The 18,236-nt window shown below is 69.0% G+C and carries 19 protein-coding genes and 1 tRNA gene; 6 read left to right on the forward strand and 14 right to left on the reverse strand.

Going from position 1 to position 18,236, the window contains the following annotated elements; translation table 11 throughout:
* Positions 1-86 precede the first annotated feature (86 nt).
* Together ABIE38_RS16925 and idi are read left to right on the forward strand one after the other, a co-directional pair.
* Complete coding sequence (locus ABIE38_RS16925) at positions 87-1,226, forward strand: acyl-CoA dehydrogenase family protein (RefSeq protein WP_354058272.1); 1,140 nt, start codon at positions 87-89, stop codon at positions 1,224-1,226.
* Between the two features lie 44 nt (positions 1,227-1,270).
* Positions 1,271-1,825, forward strand: coding sequence for an isopentenyl-diphosphate Delta-isomerase (idi, locus tag ABIE38_RS16930; protein ID WP_354058274.1), 555 nt, complete (start codon positions 1,271-1,273; stop codon positions 1,823-1,825).
* A gap of 17 nt (positions 1,826-1,842) precedes the next feature.
* Here the strand turns inward: idi and purD are convergent, their stop codons facing one another.
* Positions 1,843-3,099 carry a phosphoribosylamine--glycine ligase gene (gene purD, locus ABIE38_RS16935; RefSeq protein ID WP_354058276.1) on the reverse strand — a complete coding sequence of 419 codons (1,257 nt, stop codon included), beginning with the start codon at positions 3,097-3,099 and terminating at the stop codon, positions 1,843-1,845.
* Between the two features lie 72 nt (positions 3,100-3,171).
* Positions 3,172-3,876, reverse strand: coding sequence for a TetR/AcrR family transcriptional regulator (locus ABIE38_RS16940; RefSeq protein WP_354058278.1), 705 nt, complete (start codon positions 3,874-3,876; stop codon positions 3,172-3,174).
* Between the two features lie 127 nt (positions 3,877-4,003).
* Here ABIE38_RS16940 and ABIE38_RS16945 point away from each other — a divergent pair, with 127 nt between their 5' ends.
* Positions 4,004-4,432 carry an HIT family protein gene (locus ABIE38_RS16945; protein ID WP_354058280.1) on the forward strand — a complete coding sequence of 143 codons (429 nt, stop codon included), beginning with the start codon at positions 4,004-4,006 and terminating at the stop codon, positions 4,430-4,432.
* 5 nt (positions 4,433-4,437) lie between these two features.
* Here ABIE38_RS16945 and ABIE38_RS16950 read toward each other — a convergent pair whose 3' ends face one another.
* The 3 genes from ABIE38_RS16950 to ABIE38_RS16960 all read right to left on the reverse strand — a co-directional run bounded on the left by ABIE38_RS16950 (position 4,438) and on the right by ABIE38_RS16960 (position 5,433).
* On the reverse strand, positions 4,438-4,845 hold the full coding sequence (locus tag ABIE38_RS16950) for a nuclear transport factor 2 family protein (RefSeq protein ID WP_354058282.1): 408 nt from the start codon (positions 4,843-4,845) through the stop codon (positions 4,438-4,440).
* A 3-nt stretch (positions 4,846-4,848) separates the two neighbouring features.
* Positions 4,849-5,268 (reverse strand): nuclear transport factor 2 family protein, encoded by a 420-nt coding sequence (locus ABIE38_RS16955; RefSeq protein WP_354058284.1) that lies wholly within the window; start codon positions 5,266-5,268, stop codon positions 4,849-4,851.
* 92 nt (positions 5,269-5,360) lie between these two features.
* A tRNA-Thr gene (locus ABIE38_RS16960) sits at positions 5,361-5,433 on the reverse strand.
* Between the two features lie 90 nt (positions 5,434-5,523).
* On the opposite strand from ABIE38_RS16960, the gene ABIE38_RS16965 reads away from it, so the two are divergent.
* From ABIE38_RS16965 to ABIE38_RS16975, 3 genes are all read left to right on the forward strand, one after another.
* Positions 5,524-6,906 (forward strand): threonine/serine exporter family protein, encoded by a 1,383-nt coding sequence (locus ABIE38_RS16965; protein WP_107748800.1) that lies wholly within the window; start codon positions 5,524-5,526, stop codon positions 6,904-6,906.
* Positions 6,907-6,975: 69 nt separating this feature from the next.
* Positions 6,976-7,164: a hypothetical protein gene (locus tag ABIE38_RS16970; RefSeq protein ID WP_107748799.1), complete on the forward strand. Its 189-nt coding sequence runs from the start codon at positions 6,976-6,978 to the stop codon at positions 7,162-7,164.
* A 31-nt stretch (positions 7,165-7,195) separates the two neighbouring features.
* Complete coding sequence (locus ABIE38_RS16975; RefSeq protein ID WP_354058286.1) at positions 7,196-8,659, forward strand: alpha,alpha-trehalose-phosphate synthase (UDP-forming); 1,464 nt, start codon at positions 7,196-7,198, stop codon at positions 8,657-8,659.
* Here the strand turns inward: ABIE38_RS16975 and ABIE38_RS16980 are convergent.
* The 9 genes from ABIE38_RS16980 to ABIE38_RS17020 are packed head-to-tail and all read right to left on the reverse strand — an operon-like array spanning position 8,646 to position 18,235.
* Entirely contained in the window at positions 8,646-9,488 is an 843-nt protein-coding gene (locus tag ABIE38_RS16980; protein ID WP_354058288.1) for a hypothetical protein, read from the reverse strand. The genes ABIE38_RS16975 and ABIE38_RS16980 overlap by 14 nt on opposite strands.
* The gene (locus ABIE38_RS16985) at positions 9,485-10,039 is read right to left on the reverse strand and encodes an Rv1363c family protein (RefSeq protein WP_354058290.1); all 555 of its coding nucleotides are present in this window, start codon (positions 10,037-10,039) and stop codon (positions 9,485-9,487) included. Before ABIE38_RS16985 ends, ABIE38_RS16980 begins: the two co-directional genes overlap by 4 nt.
* 3 nt (positions 10,040-10,042) lie before the next feature.
* Positions 10,043-11,461: an MCE family protein gene (locus ABIE38_RS16990; RefSeq protein ID WP_354058292.1), complete on the reverse strand. Its 1,419-nt coding sequence runs from the start codon at positions 11,459-11,461 to the stop codon at positions 10,043-10,045.
* On the reverse strand, positions 11,458-12,681 hold the full coding sequence (locus ABIE38_RS16995; RefSeq protein ID WP_354058294.1) for an MCE family protein: 1,224 nt from the start codon (positions 12,679-12,681) through the stop codon (positions 11,458-11,460). The genes ABIE38_RS16990 and ABIE38_RS16995 overlap by 4 nt, the downstream gene beginning before the upstream one ends.
* Positions 12,681-13,946: an MCE family protein gene (locus ABIE38_RS17000; protein ID WP_354058296.1), complete on the reverse strand. Its 1,266-nt coding sequence runs from the start codon at positions 13,944-13,946 to the stop codon at positions 12,681-12,683. The genes ABIE38_RS16995 and ABIE38_RS17000 overlap by 1 nt, the downstream gene beginning before the upstream one ends.
* Positions 13,943-15,091, reverse strand: coding sequence for an MCE family protein (locus ABIE38_RS17005; RefSeq protein WP_354058298.1), 1,149 nt, complete (start codon positions 15,089-15,091; stop codon positions 13,943-13,945). The genes ABIE38_RS17000 and ABIE38_RS17005 overlap by 4 nt, the downstream gene beginning before the upstream one ends.
* Entirely contained in the window at positions 15,084-16,139 is a 1,056-nt protein-coding gene (locus ABIE38_RS17010) for an MCE family protein (protein ID WP_354058300.1), read from the reverse strand. Before ABIE38_RS17010 ends, ABIE38_RS17005 begins: the two co-directional genes overlap by 8 nt.
* Positions 16,136-17,374: an MCE family protein gene (locus ABIE38_RS17015; RefSeq protein ID WP_354058302.1), complete on the reverse strand. Its 1,239-nt coding sequence runs from the start codon at positions 17,372-17,374 to the stop codon at positions 16,136-16,138. The genes ABIE38_RS17010 and ABIE38_RS17015 overlap by 4 nt, the downstream gene beginning before the upstream one ends.
* Before the next feature lie 9 nt (positions 17,375-17,383).
* Positions 17,384-18,235, reverse strand: a complete 852-nt coding sequence (locus ABIE38_RS17020) for an MlaE family ABC transporter permease (protein WP_502914801.1) — start codon at positions 18,233-18,235, stop codon at positions 17,384-17,386.
* Between the last annotated feature and the right edge of the window lies 1 nt (position 18,236).

An 18,236-nucleotide genomic window follows, 5' to 3' on the forward strand; every position in this document is an offset into this window, starting at 1 on the left:
GCTTTCGGGGCTGGTACGACTGCTCCGGGGCCGTGCACTCTAATGGGACCACCCGACGATTCCCGCACGTATCCGGAAGGACTCCCATGGCCGTCGACCGACTGCTCCCCAGCGACGAGGCGTACGAACTCCTCGACATGACCCGCTCGGTCGCGGACAAGCTCCTCGAGCCGATCGCGGCCGAGCACGAGCGTGACCACACCTATCCCGAGGGGCTCTTCGCGCAACTCGGCGAGGTGGGACTGCTGGGGTTGCCCTACCCTGAGGAGTTCGGCGGCGGCGACCAGCCGTACGAGGTGTACCTCCAGGTGTTGGAGGAACTCGGTGCACGCTGGGCGGCTGTCGCCGTCGCGACGAGTGTGCACGGCCTGTCCTGCTTCCCCCTGGCCACCGCCGGTTCCGACGAGCAGAAGGCCGACTGGCTTCCCGGGATGCTCGCCGGCGAGCAGATCGGTGCGTACTCGCTCTCGGAGCCACAGGCCGGGTCGGACGCCGGGGCGCTGCGGTGCCGCGCCGTGCGGGAGGGTGACGAGTTCGTTGTCACCGGTACCAAGTCCTGGATCACGCACGGTGGGATCGCCGACGTGTACAACACCTTCGTCCGCACCGGCGAGGGGTCCCGCGGCATCTCGTGTCTCCTGGTCCCCCGCGACACCGAGAACCTGACGTTCGGGAAGCCCGAGGACAAGATGGGCCTGAACGGCGTCCCCACCACCACCGCCGCATACGAGGGCGCGCGGATCGACGCCGACCGTCTCCTGGGTGCCGAGGGCGACGGACTGCGCATCGCGTTCTCCGCCCTGGACTCGGGCCGACTCGGGATCGCCGCGGTGGCCACCGGCATCGCGCAGCGGGCACTCGACGACGCCGTGGCCTACGCCAACGAGCGCGAGGCGTTCGGCAAGACCATCATCGGCCACCAGGGTCTGGGCTTCCTGCTGGCGGACATGGCCGCGGCCGTGACCTCCGCCCGCGCCACGTATCTCGACGCCGCCCGGCGCAAGGACGCCGGCCGTCCCTACTCCCGCCAGGCCTCGATCGCCAAACTCACCGCCACGGACGCGGCGATGAAGGTCACGACGGACGCGGTCCAGGTACTCGGCGGCGTCGGCTACACCCGGGAGTTCCCGGTGGAGCGGTACATGCGCGAGGCCAAGATCACCCAGATCTTCGAGGGCACCAACCAGATCCAACGACTGGTGATCGCCCGCGACCTCGCCGTCTGAGTCCCCGGAGCCCCGTCCGGCCCGAAGCGCCTAAGGTTGGCGGCATGTCCTCCCTCCCCGACGCCTCCGCCCCCACGAGCACCGAGTACGTGGTCCTCCTCTCGGAGGACGGCGAGCCCGTCGGCACCGCGGACAAGGCCACGGTCCACACCACCGACACCCCGCTGCATCTGGCGTTCTCGTGCCACGTGGTCGACGAGGAGGGCCGCGTCCTGCTCACCCGACGCGCACTCGACAAGCGCGCCTGGCCCGGCGTGTGGACCAACTCCTTCTGTGGCCACCCCGCACCGGGCGAGGACCCCGCCGAGGCGATCGTGCGACGGGCGGAGCAGGAACTCGGGACGCGCGTGGACGGGATCGAGCCGGCGTTGCCGGACTTCCGGTACCGGGCGGTGGACGACTCCGGGATCGTGGAGAACGAGATCTGTCCGGTGTTCACCGCCCGGATCCGCGCCGAGCTGGCCCCGCGGGCGGACGAGGTGTGCGCCCACCACTGGGCCCGGCCCGAGGACGTGCGCAGGGCCATCGACGCGACGCCGTTCGCGTTCAGCCCCTGGCTGGTGGCGCAGGCGCCGCGGATGGCCCTTTACTCTCGTTGAGGCCGGCGGATCCGCCGTCAACCCGGGATGCCGATGCGCCCCTCCTCGGCCGCCAGACCGATGTCGCGACGGAAGTGTCCGCCGCCCAGCTCGACCCCGTCGAGGATCCGGTAGGCCTCCGCGCGCGCGGCAGCGAGATCGGGACCGGTACCGACGACCGACAGAACCCTCCCCCCGGCCGAGACCAGTCGCCCGTCCGCGTCGCGGGCCGTCCCGGCGTGGAAGACCCCCGGCTGCTCGGCGCCCTCGATGACGTCCCCCCGGCGTGGCGCGGACGGGTAGTTCTCCGCGGCCAGCACGACGGTCACGGCGGCGCCGTCGCGCCACACCAGCGGCGGGAGCTCCGCGAGACGGCCTGTGGCCACCGCGTGCAGGGCCCGGCCGAGCGGCGACTCCAACAGAGCCAGGACCGCCTGTGTCTCGGGATCACCGAAACGGCAGTTGAACTCCACGACCTCGGGCCCCGACGTGGTGATCGCCAGCCCCGCGTACAGGAGACCGGAGAAGCCGCACCCCCGCGCGACCATCTCCCGGGCGACCGGCTCGCACACCTCGGAGACGATGCGGTCGACCATCCCCTGCGGCAGCCACGGGAGGGGGGTGTAGGCACCCATCCCGCCGGTGTTGGGTCCGCGATCCCCCTCCCCGACACGCTTGTGATCCTGAGCGGGGAGGAGCGGGACCACCGTCTCGCCGTCCACGAGGCAGAACAGCGACACCTCGGGGCCGTCGAGGAAGGACTCGAGCAGAACCGGGTGCCCGTCGTCGAGGCAGGCGAGCGCATGGGCGTGCGCGGCGGCGCGGTCGGGCGTGACCACGACCCCCTTGCCCGCCGCGAGGCCGTCATCCTTGACCACCCAGGTCGGGCCGAACCGGTCGAGCGCCCCGTCCAGGTCGGCGGGTGAGTCGACGACCTCGGCGCGCGCCGTACGGACCCCCGCCGCGGCCATGACGTCCTTGGCGAAGGCCTTGGAACCCTCGATCCGGGCGGCCTCGGCCGAGGGGCCGAACACCGGGATCCCGGCCGCGCGGAGGGCATCGGCCACCCCCGCCACCAGCGGCACCTCCGGTCCGATGACGACCAGGTCCACCTCGAGTCGGCGGGCCAGCGCGGTGACCGCCGACGGATCCGTCACCGCCGTGTCGTGACACGTGGCCTGCACCATGCCGGGATTGCCCGGCGCGGCGTGGAGCTCCGTCACCGCGGGATCCGCGGCGAGGGCGACGAGGAGGGCGTGCTCACGGGCACCGGAACCGATCACGAGAATTCGCACAGCGACCACAGTAGTCGCGCCCCCCGGGCGACGTGACCCGGCACGGCCGGTGCGGGCGACGACGGGTGGACCTCAGTTCGGCAGGTCGGTCGCGATCCCGTCCGGCAACGTGGCCTCATCGCGGACCCGAAGCCCCTCCGCGGTGAGCATGTCCGTCATACAGAGATCGAGCGTGCGCGCCGTCGCGTGGTCCGCCTCAGGGGTCCCCATCGGCTCGAGTCCGAACATCGCGTGCGAACAGAGGCCGTCGATCCCCGCCCACAGGACGCGCTGGTCCCTGATCCTCGTCCCCGGACGGAAGACCCCCGCCTCGATCCCGCGGTCGACGATCCGCTGCATGATCTCGACGACGTCCGACGCCGCGAACGCGACCGTCGGCGACGCCCCGAGCGTCTCGACCATCATCCGCGCCCAGGCGGGCTCCGCGACCGTGAACTCCACGATCGCGATCCCCGTGTTCCGGAGGTCCACGTAGGCCGCGAGCCCCGGGTCCGCCTCCGCGCCGGCGACTCCCGGCAGGTTCGCGCGCTCACCCATCGCGGCGAACCCGCGGGCCGAGACCTCCTCGACCAGCTGCTGCCGGTTGGTGAAGTGCCGGTAGGCGGCGGTGGCCGACACCCCGATGACCGGCGCGATCTCCCGCAGCACGATCGCCTTCTCCCCCGAGGACCGCGCACGCGAGGTGGCCTCGTTGATGATCGCGTTCCGCAGGTCACCGTGATGGTAGGACTTCTTCTTCACGGTGTCGTCTGCCGTCGGTGCCGATACCTCGATCATCTGCCGTCCCTCCGCCATCCTCTACGGACCGATCGCCGCTCGTTGTCCGGGTGGCGTACCCCTCATTACACCACGAGTCACCGCACAACCGCGGCAACCGGCCGCCCGGGAAACGTAGGCTGAGAGCATGTCGACCGTATTCAGCAAGATCATCTCCGGCGAGCTCCCGGGAAGGTTCGTCTGGGAGGACCCCGAGGTGGTCGCGTTCCTCACGATCGCGCCCGTCGCGGCCGGCCACACCCTCATCGTCCCGCGAGAGGAGATCGACCGCTGGACAGATCTGGAGCCACGACTGTTCACGCGGCTCAACGAGGTCGCCCAGGCTGTCGGCAAGGCCGTGGTCGAGGGTTTCGGGGCGTCGCGGGCCGGTTACCTCATCGCGGGGTTCGAGGTTCCGCACACCCATATCCACGTCTTCCCCGCCGACGACATGTCCGGCTTCGACCTGTCCCGGGCGGACCCCGACGCCCCGGCGGAGGAGTCGGACGCGGCGGCGACGACGATCCGGCGCGCCCTGCGCGAGCTCGGTCACGCGGAGTTCGTGCCCGGGGACTGACCGGCTCAGTGACCGAGCGCGCGCGCCACCTCGCTCATGTCCAGATAGTCGCTCCATTCCCGCACCAGGCCGTCGCGCAGCGTGAAGAACGCGCCCGCGCTGAGCTCGACGGCCTGCCCGCTGATGGTGAGGAACATCGTCCGGCTCATCGCGACGGTGTCACCCGAGGCCATGACCCGGTGGATCTCGACACGGACGTTGGTGGCGACCTCTCTGTTGAACTCCATCAGGTGCGCCACTCCCTCCCGGCCGCGCACCTCGTGGGACCCCTCGATCCGCAACACGATGTCGGGCGCGCACAGAGCGGTCGTCGCGGGCACATCCCCATGGAACCTGGCCTCGACGAGTGCCCTGACCACCACGGCGGCGTCGACGAGATGCTCCTCCCGGTCCATCGGACCACTCCCGTTCACCGTCTACTCCGCGATCGCGTTCAGGGTGCGTAGGTCCTTGTAGTCCTCCCAGCGCGTGACCAGTCCGTCCTCGACATCGACGAAGGCCAGCGCCGGGATATCCACTCCCCCCTCGGGCAGGGTGTAGGTCTCGAGTCGCCGGAGGGCGACGGTCCCCGCTTCCGCCACCGCCGAGAGGACGGCCACGTCGAGGAACCCGGACAGACGTGCGACATCCTCGATCATGTCGCGCACTCCGGCGTGCCCCTCGTAGAGACGGAGGTGGCCGCCGTTGGTGTACACGATCGACGGAGAGGAGAGCGCCAGCGCGGCGCCCTCGTCACATGTAGTGACGGCGCGCATCCACGCCTCGGCGATCCGCCGTGTGGACTCGGCGTCCCCGCCCACATCGCCGTATCCGGAGTCCTCGCCGTCGCTGAACACCTGTCACATCTTACCCAGTGACCTGAGAAAACTGAACGTAGGCCGCACGCCCGTGTGGCGCGCGCTCCGGGCTCCGCCGGGCGGCGGGTGGGAGCTGGAGACGAGACTTGAACTCGCAACCGCCCGATTACAAGTCGGGTGCGCTACCAATTGCGCCACTCCAGCACGGCTCCGGCTCGGCCGGGGCCCGGCTCACATCCTAACCGGATCCCGGGCCGCGCTCTCGACCGCCGCGGTCTTGACTACGGTGTCCACGTGGAGATCCGCGACGCACCTGCACCGTTCACCCGCCCCCTGGCGTGGCTGGGTCTGCGCAAGTCCACGATGGACCTGGCGGTCGAACCGCCCCTGTCCCCGATGGCACCGGTCGACCTGGACGACGACGGCGCCGTCACCGACGTGTTGAACCTCGCCCTGGAGATCGCCGGGATCCTCCTCTCCTCCGGAGAGGGCGCGGCGGACACCGTGGCACAAGGTGAATCGGTCGCGGCGGCGTTCGGTCTGCCGGGCGCCACCGTCGAGGTCACCTTCACCTCGTTGACCATCGGCGTGAACCGCCGACGTGGCCGCCCACCCATCTCCGTCATCCGGGTGGTCAACTACCGCACGATCGACATGACCCGGGTGACCCGTGTCGCCCGGCTCATCGACCTCATCGTGCGGCGTCAGCTGACGGTCGAGCAGGCCACGGCGGAGGTCGAACAGATCATCGCCTCCCCGCACCCCCACTCGTTCCGGGTCGCGGTCCTGGGGTGGGCGATGCTGGGTTGCGCGGTCGTCATCCAGCTGGGCGGCAGCCCGCTGGCCGGACTCCTGTCCATGGTGTCGACGTTCGCGCTGATGTACGCCAACCGGTATCTGGACGGCCACCGCCTCCCGAAGTTCTTCCAGCAGATCGTCGGGGGGTTCATCGCGGCCGCCTGGGCGCTGTTGGCCTACGTGTTCCTGAGCGACAACTTCGTGGACATACAGCCATCGACCCTCGTCGCCGCGGGAATCATCGTGCTACTCGCGGGCCTCACGCTCGTCGGCGCGATCGAGGACGCCATCACCGGTTTCCCCGTGACGTCGGCCGGCCGCGGCGTGGAGACGATGATCCTCACCGGCGGGGTTCTCGGCGGCATCACGATCGCCCTGGCGGTGTTCGCGCGACTGGGCATGTCCCCACCCCCCATCGACCCGACCATCTCCGGCAACGCGCCTCTGTATCTCGCCGTCTTCGCGGCGGGGGTCGGGGCCGCCGGCTTCGCGGTGGCCAGTTACGCGACCGTGCGCGCGACGTGGCTCGCCGCGGCCGTCGGAGCGATCGGGATGGTCATCTTCCAGGTCGTCACGACGACCGGGTTGGGCGTGGTCGTGGGTTCCGCGCTCGCGGCCTGTGCGATGGGGTTGTTCGGCGGCATCCTCGCCCGTATCGCGACCGTCCCGCCACTGATCGTGACCATCGCGGGGATCACGCCGCTCCTGCCCGGGCTGTCCGTCTATCGGGGGCTGTCGGCCCTCACCAGTGATCAGACCGGTATCGGTGTGGGACTGATGTTCCAGGCCCTGGCGATCGCGGTGGCCCTGGCCGCCGGCATCGTGTTCGGCGAATGGGTCACGCGTAATCTGCGCAGGTCCGCCGCCGCCGACCAGTGACGTAAGATGACCTCGGACGTCTGAGCCCACACGGGCCCTCCGTCCCATACCGACCACGGGAGGACACACATGGCATCCGCCGCAGCGGCCAGCAAGGAACCCGAGCTCGACGTCGACCTCGAGCCCGTCGCCGACGAGACCGCATACCAGGCCCAGAGGATCGTGGCCTCGTACGCCGCAGACGCCGACGAGTGCCTGATGCTCCTCGAGATGCTCGGGATCGGCCCCGAGAAGGTCGACCCTGCCGACGTCGACTAGCCGCATCACAGCGATCACGGAGGGGACGGGGATGACGCGCGCGACCGAGCAGACGCCGCCCGACGCCGGTGCGGACTTCGTCGTCGTCGCCAATCGGCTACCCGTCGACCTCGTCCGTGACAAGGACGGCCGGGAACACTGGAAGGCCAGCCCCGGCGGACTCGTGACGGCTCTGGAGTCCATCCTCAAGGCCAACCACGGTGCCTGGGTGGGCTGGCCCGGCGTGGCGGACGCCGCCCCCGAGCCCTTCGACGCCGACGGCATCCGATTGCACTCGGTCACGCTGTCCGCCGAGGACGTCGAGCTCTACTACGAGGGGTTCTCCAACGGCACGCTGTGGCCGCTGTTCCACGACGTGGTGGTCCCCCCCGAGTACCACCGAGAGTGGTGGAACGCCTACGTCGCGATCAACCGCCGGTTCGCCGAGGCCACCGCCGCGGCCGCCGCCACCGACGCCACGGTCTGGGTGCAGGACTACCAACTCCTGCTGGTCCCCCGCCTGCTACGCGAGATGCGACCCGACCTGACCATCGGGTTCTTCCTCCACATCCCGTTTCCCCCCGTCGAGTTGTTCATGCAGCTGCCGTGGCGCTCGGAGATCATCGACGGGATGCTCGGGGCCGATCTGGTGGGCTTCCACCTGCCCGGCGGAGCGGACAACTTCCGGATCCTCGCCAACCGACTCGGCGGCCACCCCTCTGTGCGGCTGCGCTCGACCCGGGGTCGGGCGTCCGAGATCCGCGTGGACGACCGCAGGGTCCGGGTGGGGGCGTTCCCCATCTCGATCGATTCGGCCGCCATCGACTCGGCCGCCCGCGACCGCGACACCCGCGCCCGCGCGGAACGCCTGCGCACCGAACTCGGCTCTCCCCGGATCCTGCTGCTGGGTGTCGACCGCCTCGACTACACCAAGGGGATCGACGTCCGGCTCCGCGCCCTGGAGGAGCTGTTCGAGGAGGGACGGCTCGAGACCGCCGACGTCACCCTGCTCCAACTCGCCACCCCGAGCCGCGAGAGGGTCGAGCAGTACCAGATCATGCGCTCGCGGATCGAGGAGTCCGTGGGCCGGATCAACGGCAGTTTCGGCGAGATCGGGCACCCCGTGGTGACCTACATCCACCGCCCCGTCCCCAAGTCCGAGCTCACGGCCTTCTACGTGGCCGCGGACGTCATGCTTGTCACCCCCGTGCGGGACGGCATGAACCTCGTGGCCAAGGAGTACGTGGCCTCCTGCACCGACGGCGAGGGCGCGCTGGTGCTGAGCGAGTTCGCCGGCGCCGCCGCCGAACTCCGTCAGTCGTACCTGTGCAATCCGCATGACCTGGAGGGGGTCAAGGACGCCATCATGGCGGCCGTCACCGAACCGAAGGACGACCGGCGTCGACGCATGCGGGCGCTGCGCCGACAGGTGCTGGGCAACGACGTACACGCGTGGGCACGCCGGTTCTTCGAGACCCTCGACGCGACGTCCGAGCCCCCCGTCACAGAGCGTTGAGTTCGCCCAGCTTCCACTCCCCGTCCACCCGGACCATCTGGATACTGAGCCTCGAGGCCGAGCTGGCCGCCTCGGGCGCCTCCTTGGTCGAGACCATCCGGTTGAGCATCACCAGCACCGTCACGTTGTCCGCGTCCACGACCTCCTGCGGCGCGGCGGCGGCCACGGTCGCGTAGACGCTGGCCTCCTGCTGTTTGGCCGCCGAGGCCACTGTCGGCATGGACTGATCGACGAACTCGGTCAGTGCCGGCTCGGTGAGACGCTCGCGCACCGCCGCGAGTTCGGCGTCGACCGTCCGGTGATCGTAGGTGAACATCTGCGTGACGATCTCGCGCGCCGCGTCGGTGGCCTGCGTGGGGGCCGAGGCCACCTGCTGTTCGACGGCCGTGGCGTCCCTGGCCTCGAGATAACGCCAGACGGCGATCCCGGAGAACACGAGCAGGATGACCGAGGCCACGGCCAGGACCGACATCAGTCGGCGCCGCCGGGCCGGGTCCATGGGTTCCGTCGGGGCGGCCCGGTGAGGAGCGGTCTTCCCCGCGCCGGTGGTCGGGGTGGTACCCGACGGGGAGGGCGACATAGCCTGGGCGTCGCGGGACCGGGTCGGCGCGGGCCCGGGGGCCGTGGCCTCGCCGCGGGGCATGGCCGCCATCCCCTCGAAGAGGCCGCCCGCCCGGGCCGCCTCCATGGCGCGTTCACGTGCCGCGTCGGCCTTGCGCTGCGCCCGCGCAGCCCGTTCGGCCTCGCGTTGCGCACGACGGGCGGCGCGGACGTCGGGCCTGCTCGCGTCGGGTGTGGTGTCGTCGGGTGTGGTGTCGTCGGTGCTCATGGGATGAAGTTCACCCCCGAGACCTTCATCTCGCCGTCGTCGTGCCGGTTGACGGTGACGCGCACCCGGTACTGGCGATCCTGGTCCTCCTGAGACCTGGGGTTGCCGATCGTCTGGTCGATCGCCATGATCACGTCCGCGTGGTCGGGGTAGGACCTCTCGACCGCGGCCGCGGAGACGACACCGTCCGCCACGACCTCCGTGGTCTGGACGACCTCCTCGTACGAGTCACGACGCGGAGCGAACTGCTCCGAGAAGTCACCCTCGATCATGCCCACTATGCGGTCGACGTCCTCGGAGAGCGTCTCCTGGCGGATCGTCATCAGATGGGTCAGAACCTCCGTGGCGAAGTCACGGTAGGCCTGGTCGAGCTCGGTGGCGGAGGCGCGGTCGGCGCGGACCGACGCCGCCTTCCCCTGCTCGGACAGCCAGAGTCCTCCGGTGACGAGTGCGGCGAGGAGGGACAGGGCGGCGATGACGGCCAGCGGCATGAGGCCGCCCCGCCCCGCGCGGTCGGGCTGTTCCCGATCGTTCGAGGGCTGCGATGACACTGGCTAGGTCACTCCGTTCGTCATGACGTCGGTGAGGCTGGCGTCAGCCGGCAGGCGGGCGGCCGTGCCGAGGTTCAACTGACGATACGTCTTGCCGTCGGCCCCGAGATACTCGCCCGTCGCCGGGTCGTACATCGCCGCCGAGGTGCGGATCTCCCGCTCTCCCGTCGTCGACGACGGCACCACGTTGTACCCGTTGGGGTTGTTCCCGGGCGGGCCGACCTCACTGGTGTCGGGGGGGTTGTGCCCCTCGGGCGTGTAGTTGTTCGACCTGCACTCCTCGGGCGAGGCCGCGCGGCGGCCCGGGAACTCCATACACGGCAGGTTGCGCGCTCCGCGGACGGTCAACTGGGAGTCCTGGGGGACTTTGCAGTAGATGCCGTTGATCAGCGGCGGGACGGAGAGGTCGGCGGGCGACCGCCGCTGGTCCGCCGGCAGGAATCCCGTCGTACACGGCGGGGTCTCGTTGATCTGGAGGTTGAAGTCCACCTTGATCTCCCCGTCGTCCTTCGCCCCGTTGATGGCCGTGATCAGCGAGGACACCAGGGCCGGGTAGATCACGAGCAACTGCTCGATCGACCGGTTGTAGACCACCCCGACCTCGCCGACGCTCACCAGGTTGGCGACCAGGACCGGCATGGTCGGTTGCAGGTCGTTGAGGACTCTGGTCGCCCGTCCGAGCGAGTCCGGCCCGCGCTGCACGAGGGAGGTGAGCTGCGGTTCGTTGGTCCGGAGTTGATCGGTGACGTCGGCGAGGTTGCGGGTCCAGGCCCGGATCGAGTCCGACGAGCGCAGCTGGGAATCCAGGACCGGCTCGGCGTCCTCGATGAGCTGGCGGGTGACCCCGGAGTTGTCCCGGGCCTCGTCCAGCAGCAACTGTGCGGAGTCGAGGAACTGTCGCAGGTCCCGCTCCGACCCGTTGAACGCGTCGAACGCCTCGGAGATCACGCGGCGCATCTTCGCGTCGTCGATCGACGCCATCAGCACCGTCGCCTGGTCCAGGACCGGTCCGATGCCCTGGGGCATGTCGACACGGTCCGTCCCGAACACCGCGCCGTCCTCCAGTCGACCGGCCGGCTCCCCCTCGGGCACGAACTCCACGTACTGCTCACCGATCGCCGAGACGCTGCGGATCTGAGCACGCACGTTCGCGGGAACGTCCGCATTCGACTCGAAGTGCATCTCCGCGACGACGTGCCCGGGCTTGAGGGTCACCGAGTCGACACGGCCGATGACCGTCCCGAGGTAGGTGACGTTGGCGTTCTGGTACAGACCACCGGTATCCGGCATCTCGAGTGCGACGTCCGTCCGGTTCCACCCGAGCGACGTGGGCAGTTTGAGGTACACGACCGACATGACGGCCAGGGCGAGGACCGTGACGACGGCGAAGACCGTCAGCTGGAGTTTAACGAACCTGGTCATCGGGGGGCCTCCTCGGCCGGGGGCGCGGGGTCGCCGGCGGAGTCCGGGGCGGCGAGGCCCCCAGCCGGTTGGTCCAGCTGTTCGGGCGCCGGGGGCTGCGGGACGTCGAGCGAATACGGGTCCGCGCTCGCCAGCGGGTTCGGCGCCAGACCGACGTACCCCTCGAGACCGGCCATCCGGTTTCCGAACTCCGTTCCCAGCAGGAACGTCTCCGCCAGACGGTCATTCGTCATGTCCGCATCGATGTACAGGTTCGCGTAGTCGCCCCGGAGGAAGTTGTCGATGCCGGCCTGGGGGAACGGGAAGGTGATGAGGATCTGCATGACGCGGGTGAGATTTCGGCCGCTGTTCGCCAACCCCTCGAGGACAGGGGTGATGTCCTGCAGGTTGGCCACGAGGTTGCTTCCACCACCGGCGTCGATGAGCTGGTTGGCCTTGTTGCCGAAGTCGCCCAGGGAGACCAGCGCGGTGGTGAGTTCCTGCTTCTGGGCGTTGACGAGTGACAACGCCTCCGGCATCTGACCCAGCGCCTTGGCCAGGGTGTCGTTCTGCTCGTTGATCTGCCGGGAGAGCCGGTCCAGACCGTCCATCGCCGCGATGATGTCGGCCCGCTGCTGGTCGAGACCGCTGACGGTGGTCTCCAGCTGTGAGATGACCTCCTTGGCCTCGAACTGGCGACCGTCCAACGCGGTGTTGAGCTCGCGGGAGATGGTCTCGAACTGGGCCAATCCGCCGTTGGTGAGGACCACCGACAGTGCCGACAGCGTCTGCTCGGTGGTCGGGTACACACCGGCGCGGGCCAACGGGATGACGTCCCCGTCGGAGAGCGAACCCTCGGGTTCTCCGTCCGGGGGCGGGAAGATCTCGAGGTGTTGCGACCCGAGGAGGCTGGTCTGCCCGATCTTGGCATGCGCGTTGGCCGGGAGCCGGACGTCCTCGTTGAGCGAGACCGTGACGATCGCCGTGTAGTCCTCGACCCTCATGCCGGTGATGGAACCGACGTTGACGTCGTTGACGCGTACCGGCGAGTTGCGGGTGATGGTCGTGACGTTGGGCATCTCGATGGTCACCTCGTAGGCGCCCTCACCGTTGCCCTGGGCGCCCGGGAGCGGGAGCGAGTTGAGCCCCTCCCAGGTGCACCCCGCACCGGCGAGCAGCACGGCACCACCGAGCGCGCCGGCCGCGAGCAGACGTCTGTTCCGGGAACGATCGCGGGTCATCACGCACCTCCCGTCGCGATGAGCGTGTCAGTGAGGTTGTCGCCGCGGTTGACCACGTTGATCAACGGGTCCGGGCGGGCGGACACGGGCTGCACACCGGGCGCGGTCTGGGTACCGGGCCTCTGGGAGTTCCAGATCTGGTCCCTCTCCGCGGTCGGGGTGATCGGCGGGGTGACCGCTCCGTACGGGTAGTTGGAGGTGAGCGAGTTGAACAGCGGCCCCATGTACTGCGCACACAGTTGCGCGTCGGATTCGGCCGTGTTGTTGGCCAGACCCGCGATGGCACCGCAGATGAAGTTGGTCGGGTTGGCCATCTGGTTCATGGCCAGGACACCGGTGAGGACGCCCTGGTACGGGCGGTAGATGTTGTAGAAGTTCGACATCGCCGTGGGACCCACGTGCAACACACCCTCCAGGTCGGCGCGGCGGTCGCGGACCACCTCGGTGGCCTGCCCCAGCTTGTCCACGGCAGTCGTCACCCGTGTCCCGTGGTTCTCCAGGAAGCGGTCGATGTCGATCACCGCCAGGTCGAGATCCCTGAGCGCGGCGTCGATGTCGTCGGTCTGGTCGCCGAGGACCTGGGTGACGCTGGCGAGCCTGCCGCCGAAGGAGACGATCTGCTCCTCACTCCGCGAGAGCGCGGTGACGAAGAGCTGGAGGTTCTTGAGAGTGGTGAAGAGGTTCTCGCGGCCGTCGGAGAGCAGCGCCATGGTCTGCGAGAGCTCGTTGAGGGCGTCTCGCACCTCCGCACCGTTGCCGTCGAGCATCGCGTCGGCGGACTCGACGAACTCACCGAGCGCTCCGGTCTCCTCGTCGCCGGTCGGCCCGAGGGCCGACGAGAGCTTCATGAGCTGTTCCTTCATGGCGTCCCACTCGACCGGCACCGCGGTCCGCTCGACCGGGATCGACCCACCGTCCTCCATCGCCTCCCCGCCCGTGAACGCGGGGGTGAGCTGGACGAAGCGTTCGGCGACGAGCGACTGGGCCACGAGCAGCGCGTTGGCGTCTGCCGGGACGGGCACGTCCTCGTCGACCTTCATCGTGACCTTGGACAACCCGCCCTCCGTGGTGATGTCCGTGATGGTTCCGACGCGCACCCCGAGAACCCGGACCGTGTCATCGACGTAGACGCCCCGGGTCGACTCGAAGTAGGCGCTGATGATCTTCGATCGCGACGTGAAGAACCACACCGCGGCCACGACGAGCATCACCACGACGAGCAGCGCGACGACCTTGGCGAGGGTGGAGGAAAGTAGTCGACTCATCGGGGCAACCTGTTCTCGCCCCAACCGGGGAACTCGTCCATGATCGTCAGGCCGGGGACACCCGGCATGGTCGGCTCGCGCACCAACCCGGGTTCGGGCTGGACGCGGTCGTCGATGAGCGGCATGACGTCGCGCAGGATGGTCTGCTGATACTGGCCCAGAGACAGGTTGGAGACGTACGCGTTGAACCACGGTCCGGAGGCGACCGCCTCGCTGAGCGCGGTCGAGAAGGGAACGATCCGTCGCAGTCCCAGGTCCAACGACTCCCGGTTACGGATGAGCATGTCCGACACCCTCTCCAGCTTGTCCAGTGCCGGCCCCAACTGGGCCTCGTTGTCCTGGACGACCCCGGAGAGCTGACGGGCGAGCTCGTCGATGTTGGCGACCAACTCACTGAGCGCCCTGCGCCGCAGATCGAGCTCGGTGAACAACGTGTTGCCGTCCACCATGAGCTGGTTGAGCTGGTCGCTGCGCCGGCCGAGGATGTCGGTGGTCCCGGCGGCCCTGTCGAGCAGCTCACGGACGCCCTCGTCCCGCTTGTTCAGGGACTGGGACAACCGGGTGATCCCGTCTATCGCACCCCGGACCTCGGGCGAGGACTGCTCCATCGTCTCCGAGATCACCGTCAGGGCCTCGTCCACCGAGTCGGTGTCCATGGCCTCGACGGTGTCGGTCAGGTCGCCGAGGGCGGCCGTGAGCGAGTACGGCACCGAGGTGCGTTCGAGTGGCACGGTGGCGTCCTCGAGTTCCCCACGACCATCGGAGTAGACGGCGAGAGCGCGACGGCCGAGGATCGAGTCGGTCTTGATCTGGGCCGACGTGTCGGACCCCAGCGCGACACCGGTGTCGATGGCGAAGTCCACCCTAACCCTGTCGCCGTCGAGGGCGATCCTGCGAACCGAGCCGACCTTCATCCCCGCCACCTGGACGCTGTCCCCGGTGTTGAGCCCGGCGGCGTCGGCGACGTAGGCGGTCGCGTTCCGCAACCCGTTGACGTACGGGATCCGGTCGTAGTTGAGCGAGACACCCATGAGCACGACGGCGCCCAGAGCCCCCCAGATGCCGATCGTCCGGGGGTCGCGGTCGCGGAACCGGAGCTGTCCCTTGGGCGCCTTCAGCGGCGCGCCGTCCTTCTTGTCACTCATCGGGGAACGAACACCTTCCCGTCGTCTGCTCGTATTGCGGCAGGAAGACGTCCCGGCCGGTGACCGGGTTGGTGAGCCGGACGATCACCCCGCAGAGGTAGAACTGGAAGAAGCTGCCGTAGACGCCCAACCGGCCCATCTTCTCGAAGTCGCCCGGGAGCCGCTGGATCGAGTTCTCGACAAAGGCCTCGTCGTCGTTGAAGAGGGTCGCGATGCGGTCGATCTGCGCCACGTCCTCCTTCAGGGCGGGCCGGACGTCCGACAGCAGGGTGGTCATGTTGGCACTCGCGTCGTTGAGTCGGGAGACGGACTGGCCGATCGGCTGGGAGTTCGCCGACAACCCGGAGATGAGTTGCTGCAGGTTGACGATGATCGAGTCCACGTTGTCGTAGTTGTCCCCGACCGTGGTGAGGACGCCGTTGAGGTTGGTGATGACATCCCCGATGAGCTCGTCCCGATCGGCGAGCGCCGTGGTGAGGGACGAGGTGGAGGCCAGCAGGTCCTGGACGGTGCCCGCCTCACCCTGGAACACCTTGACGATGGACTCTGACAGCTGGTTGACCTGACCCGGGTCGAGCGCCTTGAACAGCGGGCGGAACCCACCGAGGAGAGCGTCCAGGTCCAACGCCGGCGAGGTCTGGGAGATCGGCAGCGTTCCACCCGGTTCGAGCGGCGACTGGTCGCCGGTGCCACGCTTGAGTTCGAGGTAGCGGTCCCCGGTGAGGTTCTCGTAGCGGACCACCGCCTCGGTGCTCCGGTGAACGATCTGGTTACCGGCCACGGTGAACTCGACATCTGCGGTGTTGCCGTCCGCCAGGCCGATCGACCGGACCCGCCCCACCTCGACGCCGGCGATACGGACCCGGTCCCCGGACTCCAGCCCCGAGACGTCGGTGAAGTGCGCGTTGTAGTCCTCGAAGTCGCCCGAGCGGTAGTCGCTGAACACCACCACGAGTCCGGTGAGGACGAGCAGCATGACGACCGTGAAGACCGACAGCTTGATGAAGGTGGCGCGCGCCTGCTTGGCGGCCTTACGACCGGCGGTCACGGGGTCTCCCCGTCCATGCCCAGCATGACCTGCAGCAGCGTCGGGGGCGCGGGCCTGCCGGGCTCCATCGGTCGCAGCGGCCCGAACAGCGGGGCGGGGCGAGAGGTGAACACGTCGGGCATCCCTTCCACGGGATTGGAGCCCGTGTCGGTCACGACGAACGGGGCGTGCACGGTCGGATCGGGGAACGGGAGGCCGTAGCAGTTCGGACCCGTACTGGCGTTGACCTTGGGCAGGTCCTTGGGGTACTCGTACGCCCGCGCACCCTGCTGGAACCCGGCCTTGAACACAAGCCCCGGCTGATCCTTTCCACCGAAGGCCGCCTCGGCGTCCTCGACGTTCTCGTTCAGGCCCACGATGAGGCAGGTGAGCATCGGCGAGTACTCGGCCAGCAGGCTCGTCGACGCGCGCAGGTCAGCGAGCAGCTTGACCAACTCGTTGCCGTTCTCCGCCATCAGTCGCTTGCCGGTCTCACCGGTGCCGATCGCGGCGACGAGCGTCTGCTCGAAGCGCTCCTGGTTGTTGACGATATTCGTGCCGACGTCCGTCCCCGAGTCGAGCAGGCGCATGATCTCCGGGGTCACGTCGGCGTAGAGGTTGACGACCCGGGACCCCTTGGCCAGGTCGCGCTGCAGGGTGTCGATCTGGGGGTTGATCTCCTGCAGGTAGGCGTTGAGATCGGTGATCGTGCGGCCCAACTGCTCGCCACGGTCGTCGACCGCACCGGAGACGGCCCCGAGGGTCGCGTTGAGCTTCTCCGGTTCGATGGCGACCAACAGGTCGGTCAGGTCCTGGAAGAGCGAGTTGACCTCGGCGGTGACGTTGGCGGTCTCGACGACGGCCCCCCTGGCGAGCTGCCCCTCGGGCGCCCCGACCGGCGGTTCGAAGTCGACGGACTTGGCCCCGAAGATGGTGTTGGAACCGATCCTCACCTGGGAGTTGGCCGGGATGGCCTCCAGCGCTGCGGGATCCACCTCTATGTCGATCGTCGCACCGTCGAACTCCTGCCGGATCTCTCTGACGTTGCCGATCTCGACCCCGCGGGAGCGCACCTTGGCGTCAGCCTCCATGACCAGTCCCGCACGGTCGCTGCGGACGGTGAGCGGCACCCGGGCGTCGAAGGCGCGCGCGAACATCAGTAGGGAGAGCGCCACCACCACCACCACGAACAGCGTCAGGATCACCGCCGCGACGCGCTGGGGCACCGTGTCGCTCTGATTCAGGGTTCTCGCCACGACCGCCTCCTATCCCGACAGGTTGAAGTTGCCGTCTCCGCCGTAGATCGCGAGGGAGACGAGAAGGGTGACGGTCACCACGGCGATGAGCGAGGTGCGGACGGCGTTGCCCACGGCCGAACCGACACCGGCCGGGCCACCGGCGGCGTTGTAGCCGTAATAGGTGTGGATGAGCATGATCGTGATGGCCATGGCGATGGCCTGCACGAAGGACCACAGGATGTCCGTGGGGATGAGGAACGTCGAGAAGTAGTGGTCGTACACGCCGCCGGACTGACCGTAGATCTGGACCGTCGCGAACCGGCTCGCCAGGAACGAGGCGATGACCGCGAGAGAGTACAGCGGCACGACGGCGATCATCCCGGCGACGATCCGGGTGGACACCAGGTAGGTGATCGAGTCGATCGCCATGACCTCCAGGGCGTCGATCTCCTCGGACACCCGCATCGCCCCGAGCTGGGCCGTCGCGCCGGCGCCGATGGTGGCGGCCAGTCCGATCCCGGCGATCACCGGTGCGGCGATGCGGACGTTGATGAACGCGGCGAAGAAGCCGGTGAGGGCCTCGACGCCCACGTCGGTCAGCGACGAGAAGCCCTGGACGGCGATCACGCCGCCGGTGGCGAGGGTGAGGAAGCCGACGATCACGACGGTGCCGCCGATCATCGCCAGGGCACCCGCACCCATCGCGATCTCGGCGATGAGCCGGAGCGTCTCCTTGGGGTACTGGGTGAGTGCCCGCGGCGTCGCCACGAGAGCGCGCCAGAAGAACAGTGCGACGGCGCCGAAGTCGTCGAAGCGACCGACGGTGAGGTTCCGGGCCCGTGACAACCGCGGGAAACGGGCGGTCTCGATGATGGTCAAC

The sequence above is a fragment of the Dietzia sp. 2505 genome (assembly GCF_040546785.1).
In the GTDB taxonomy this organism is placed as follows: Bacteria; Actinomycetota; Actinomycetes; order Mycobacteriales; family Mycobacteriaceae; genus Dietzia.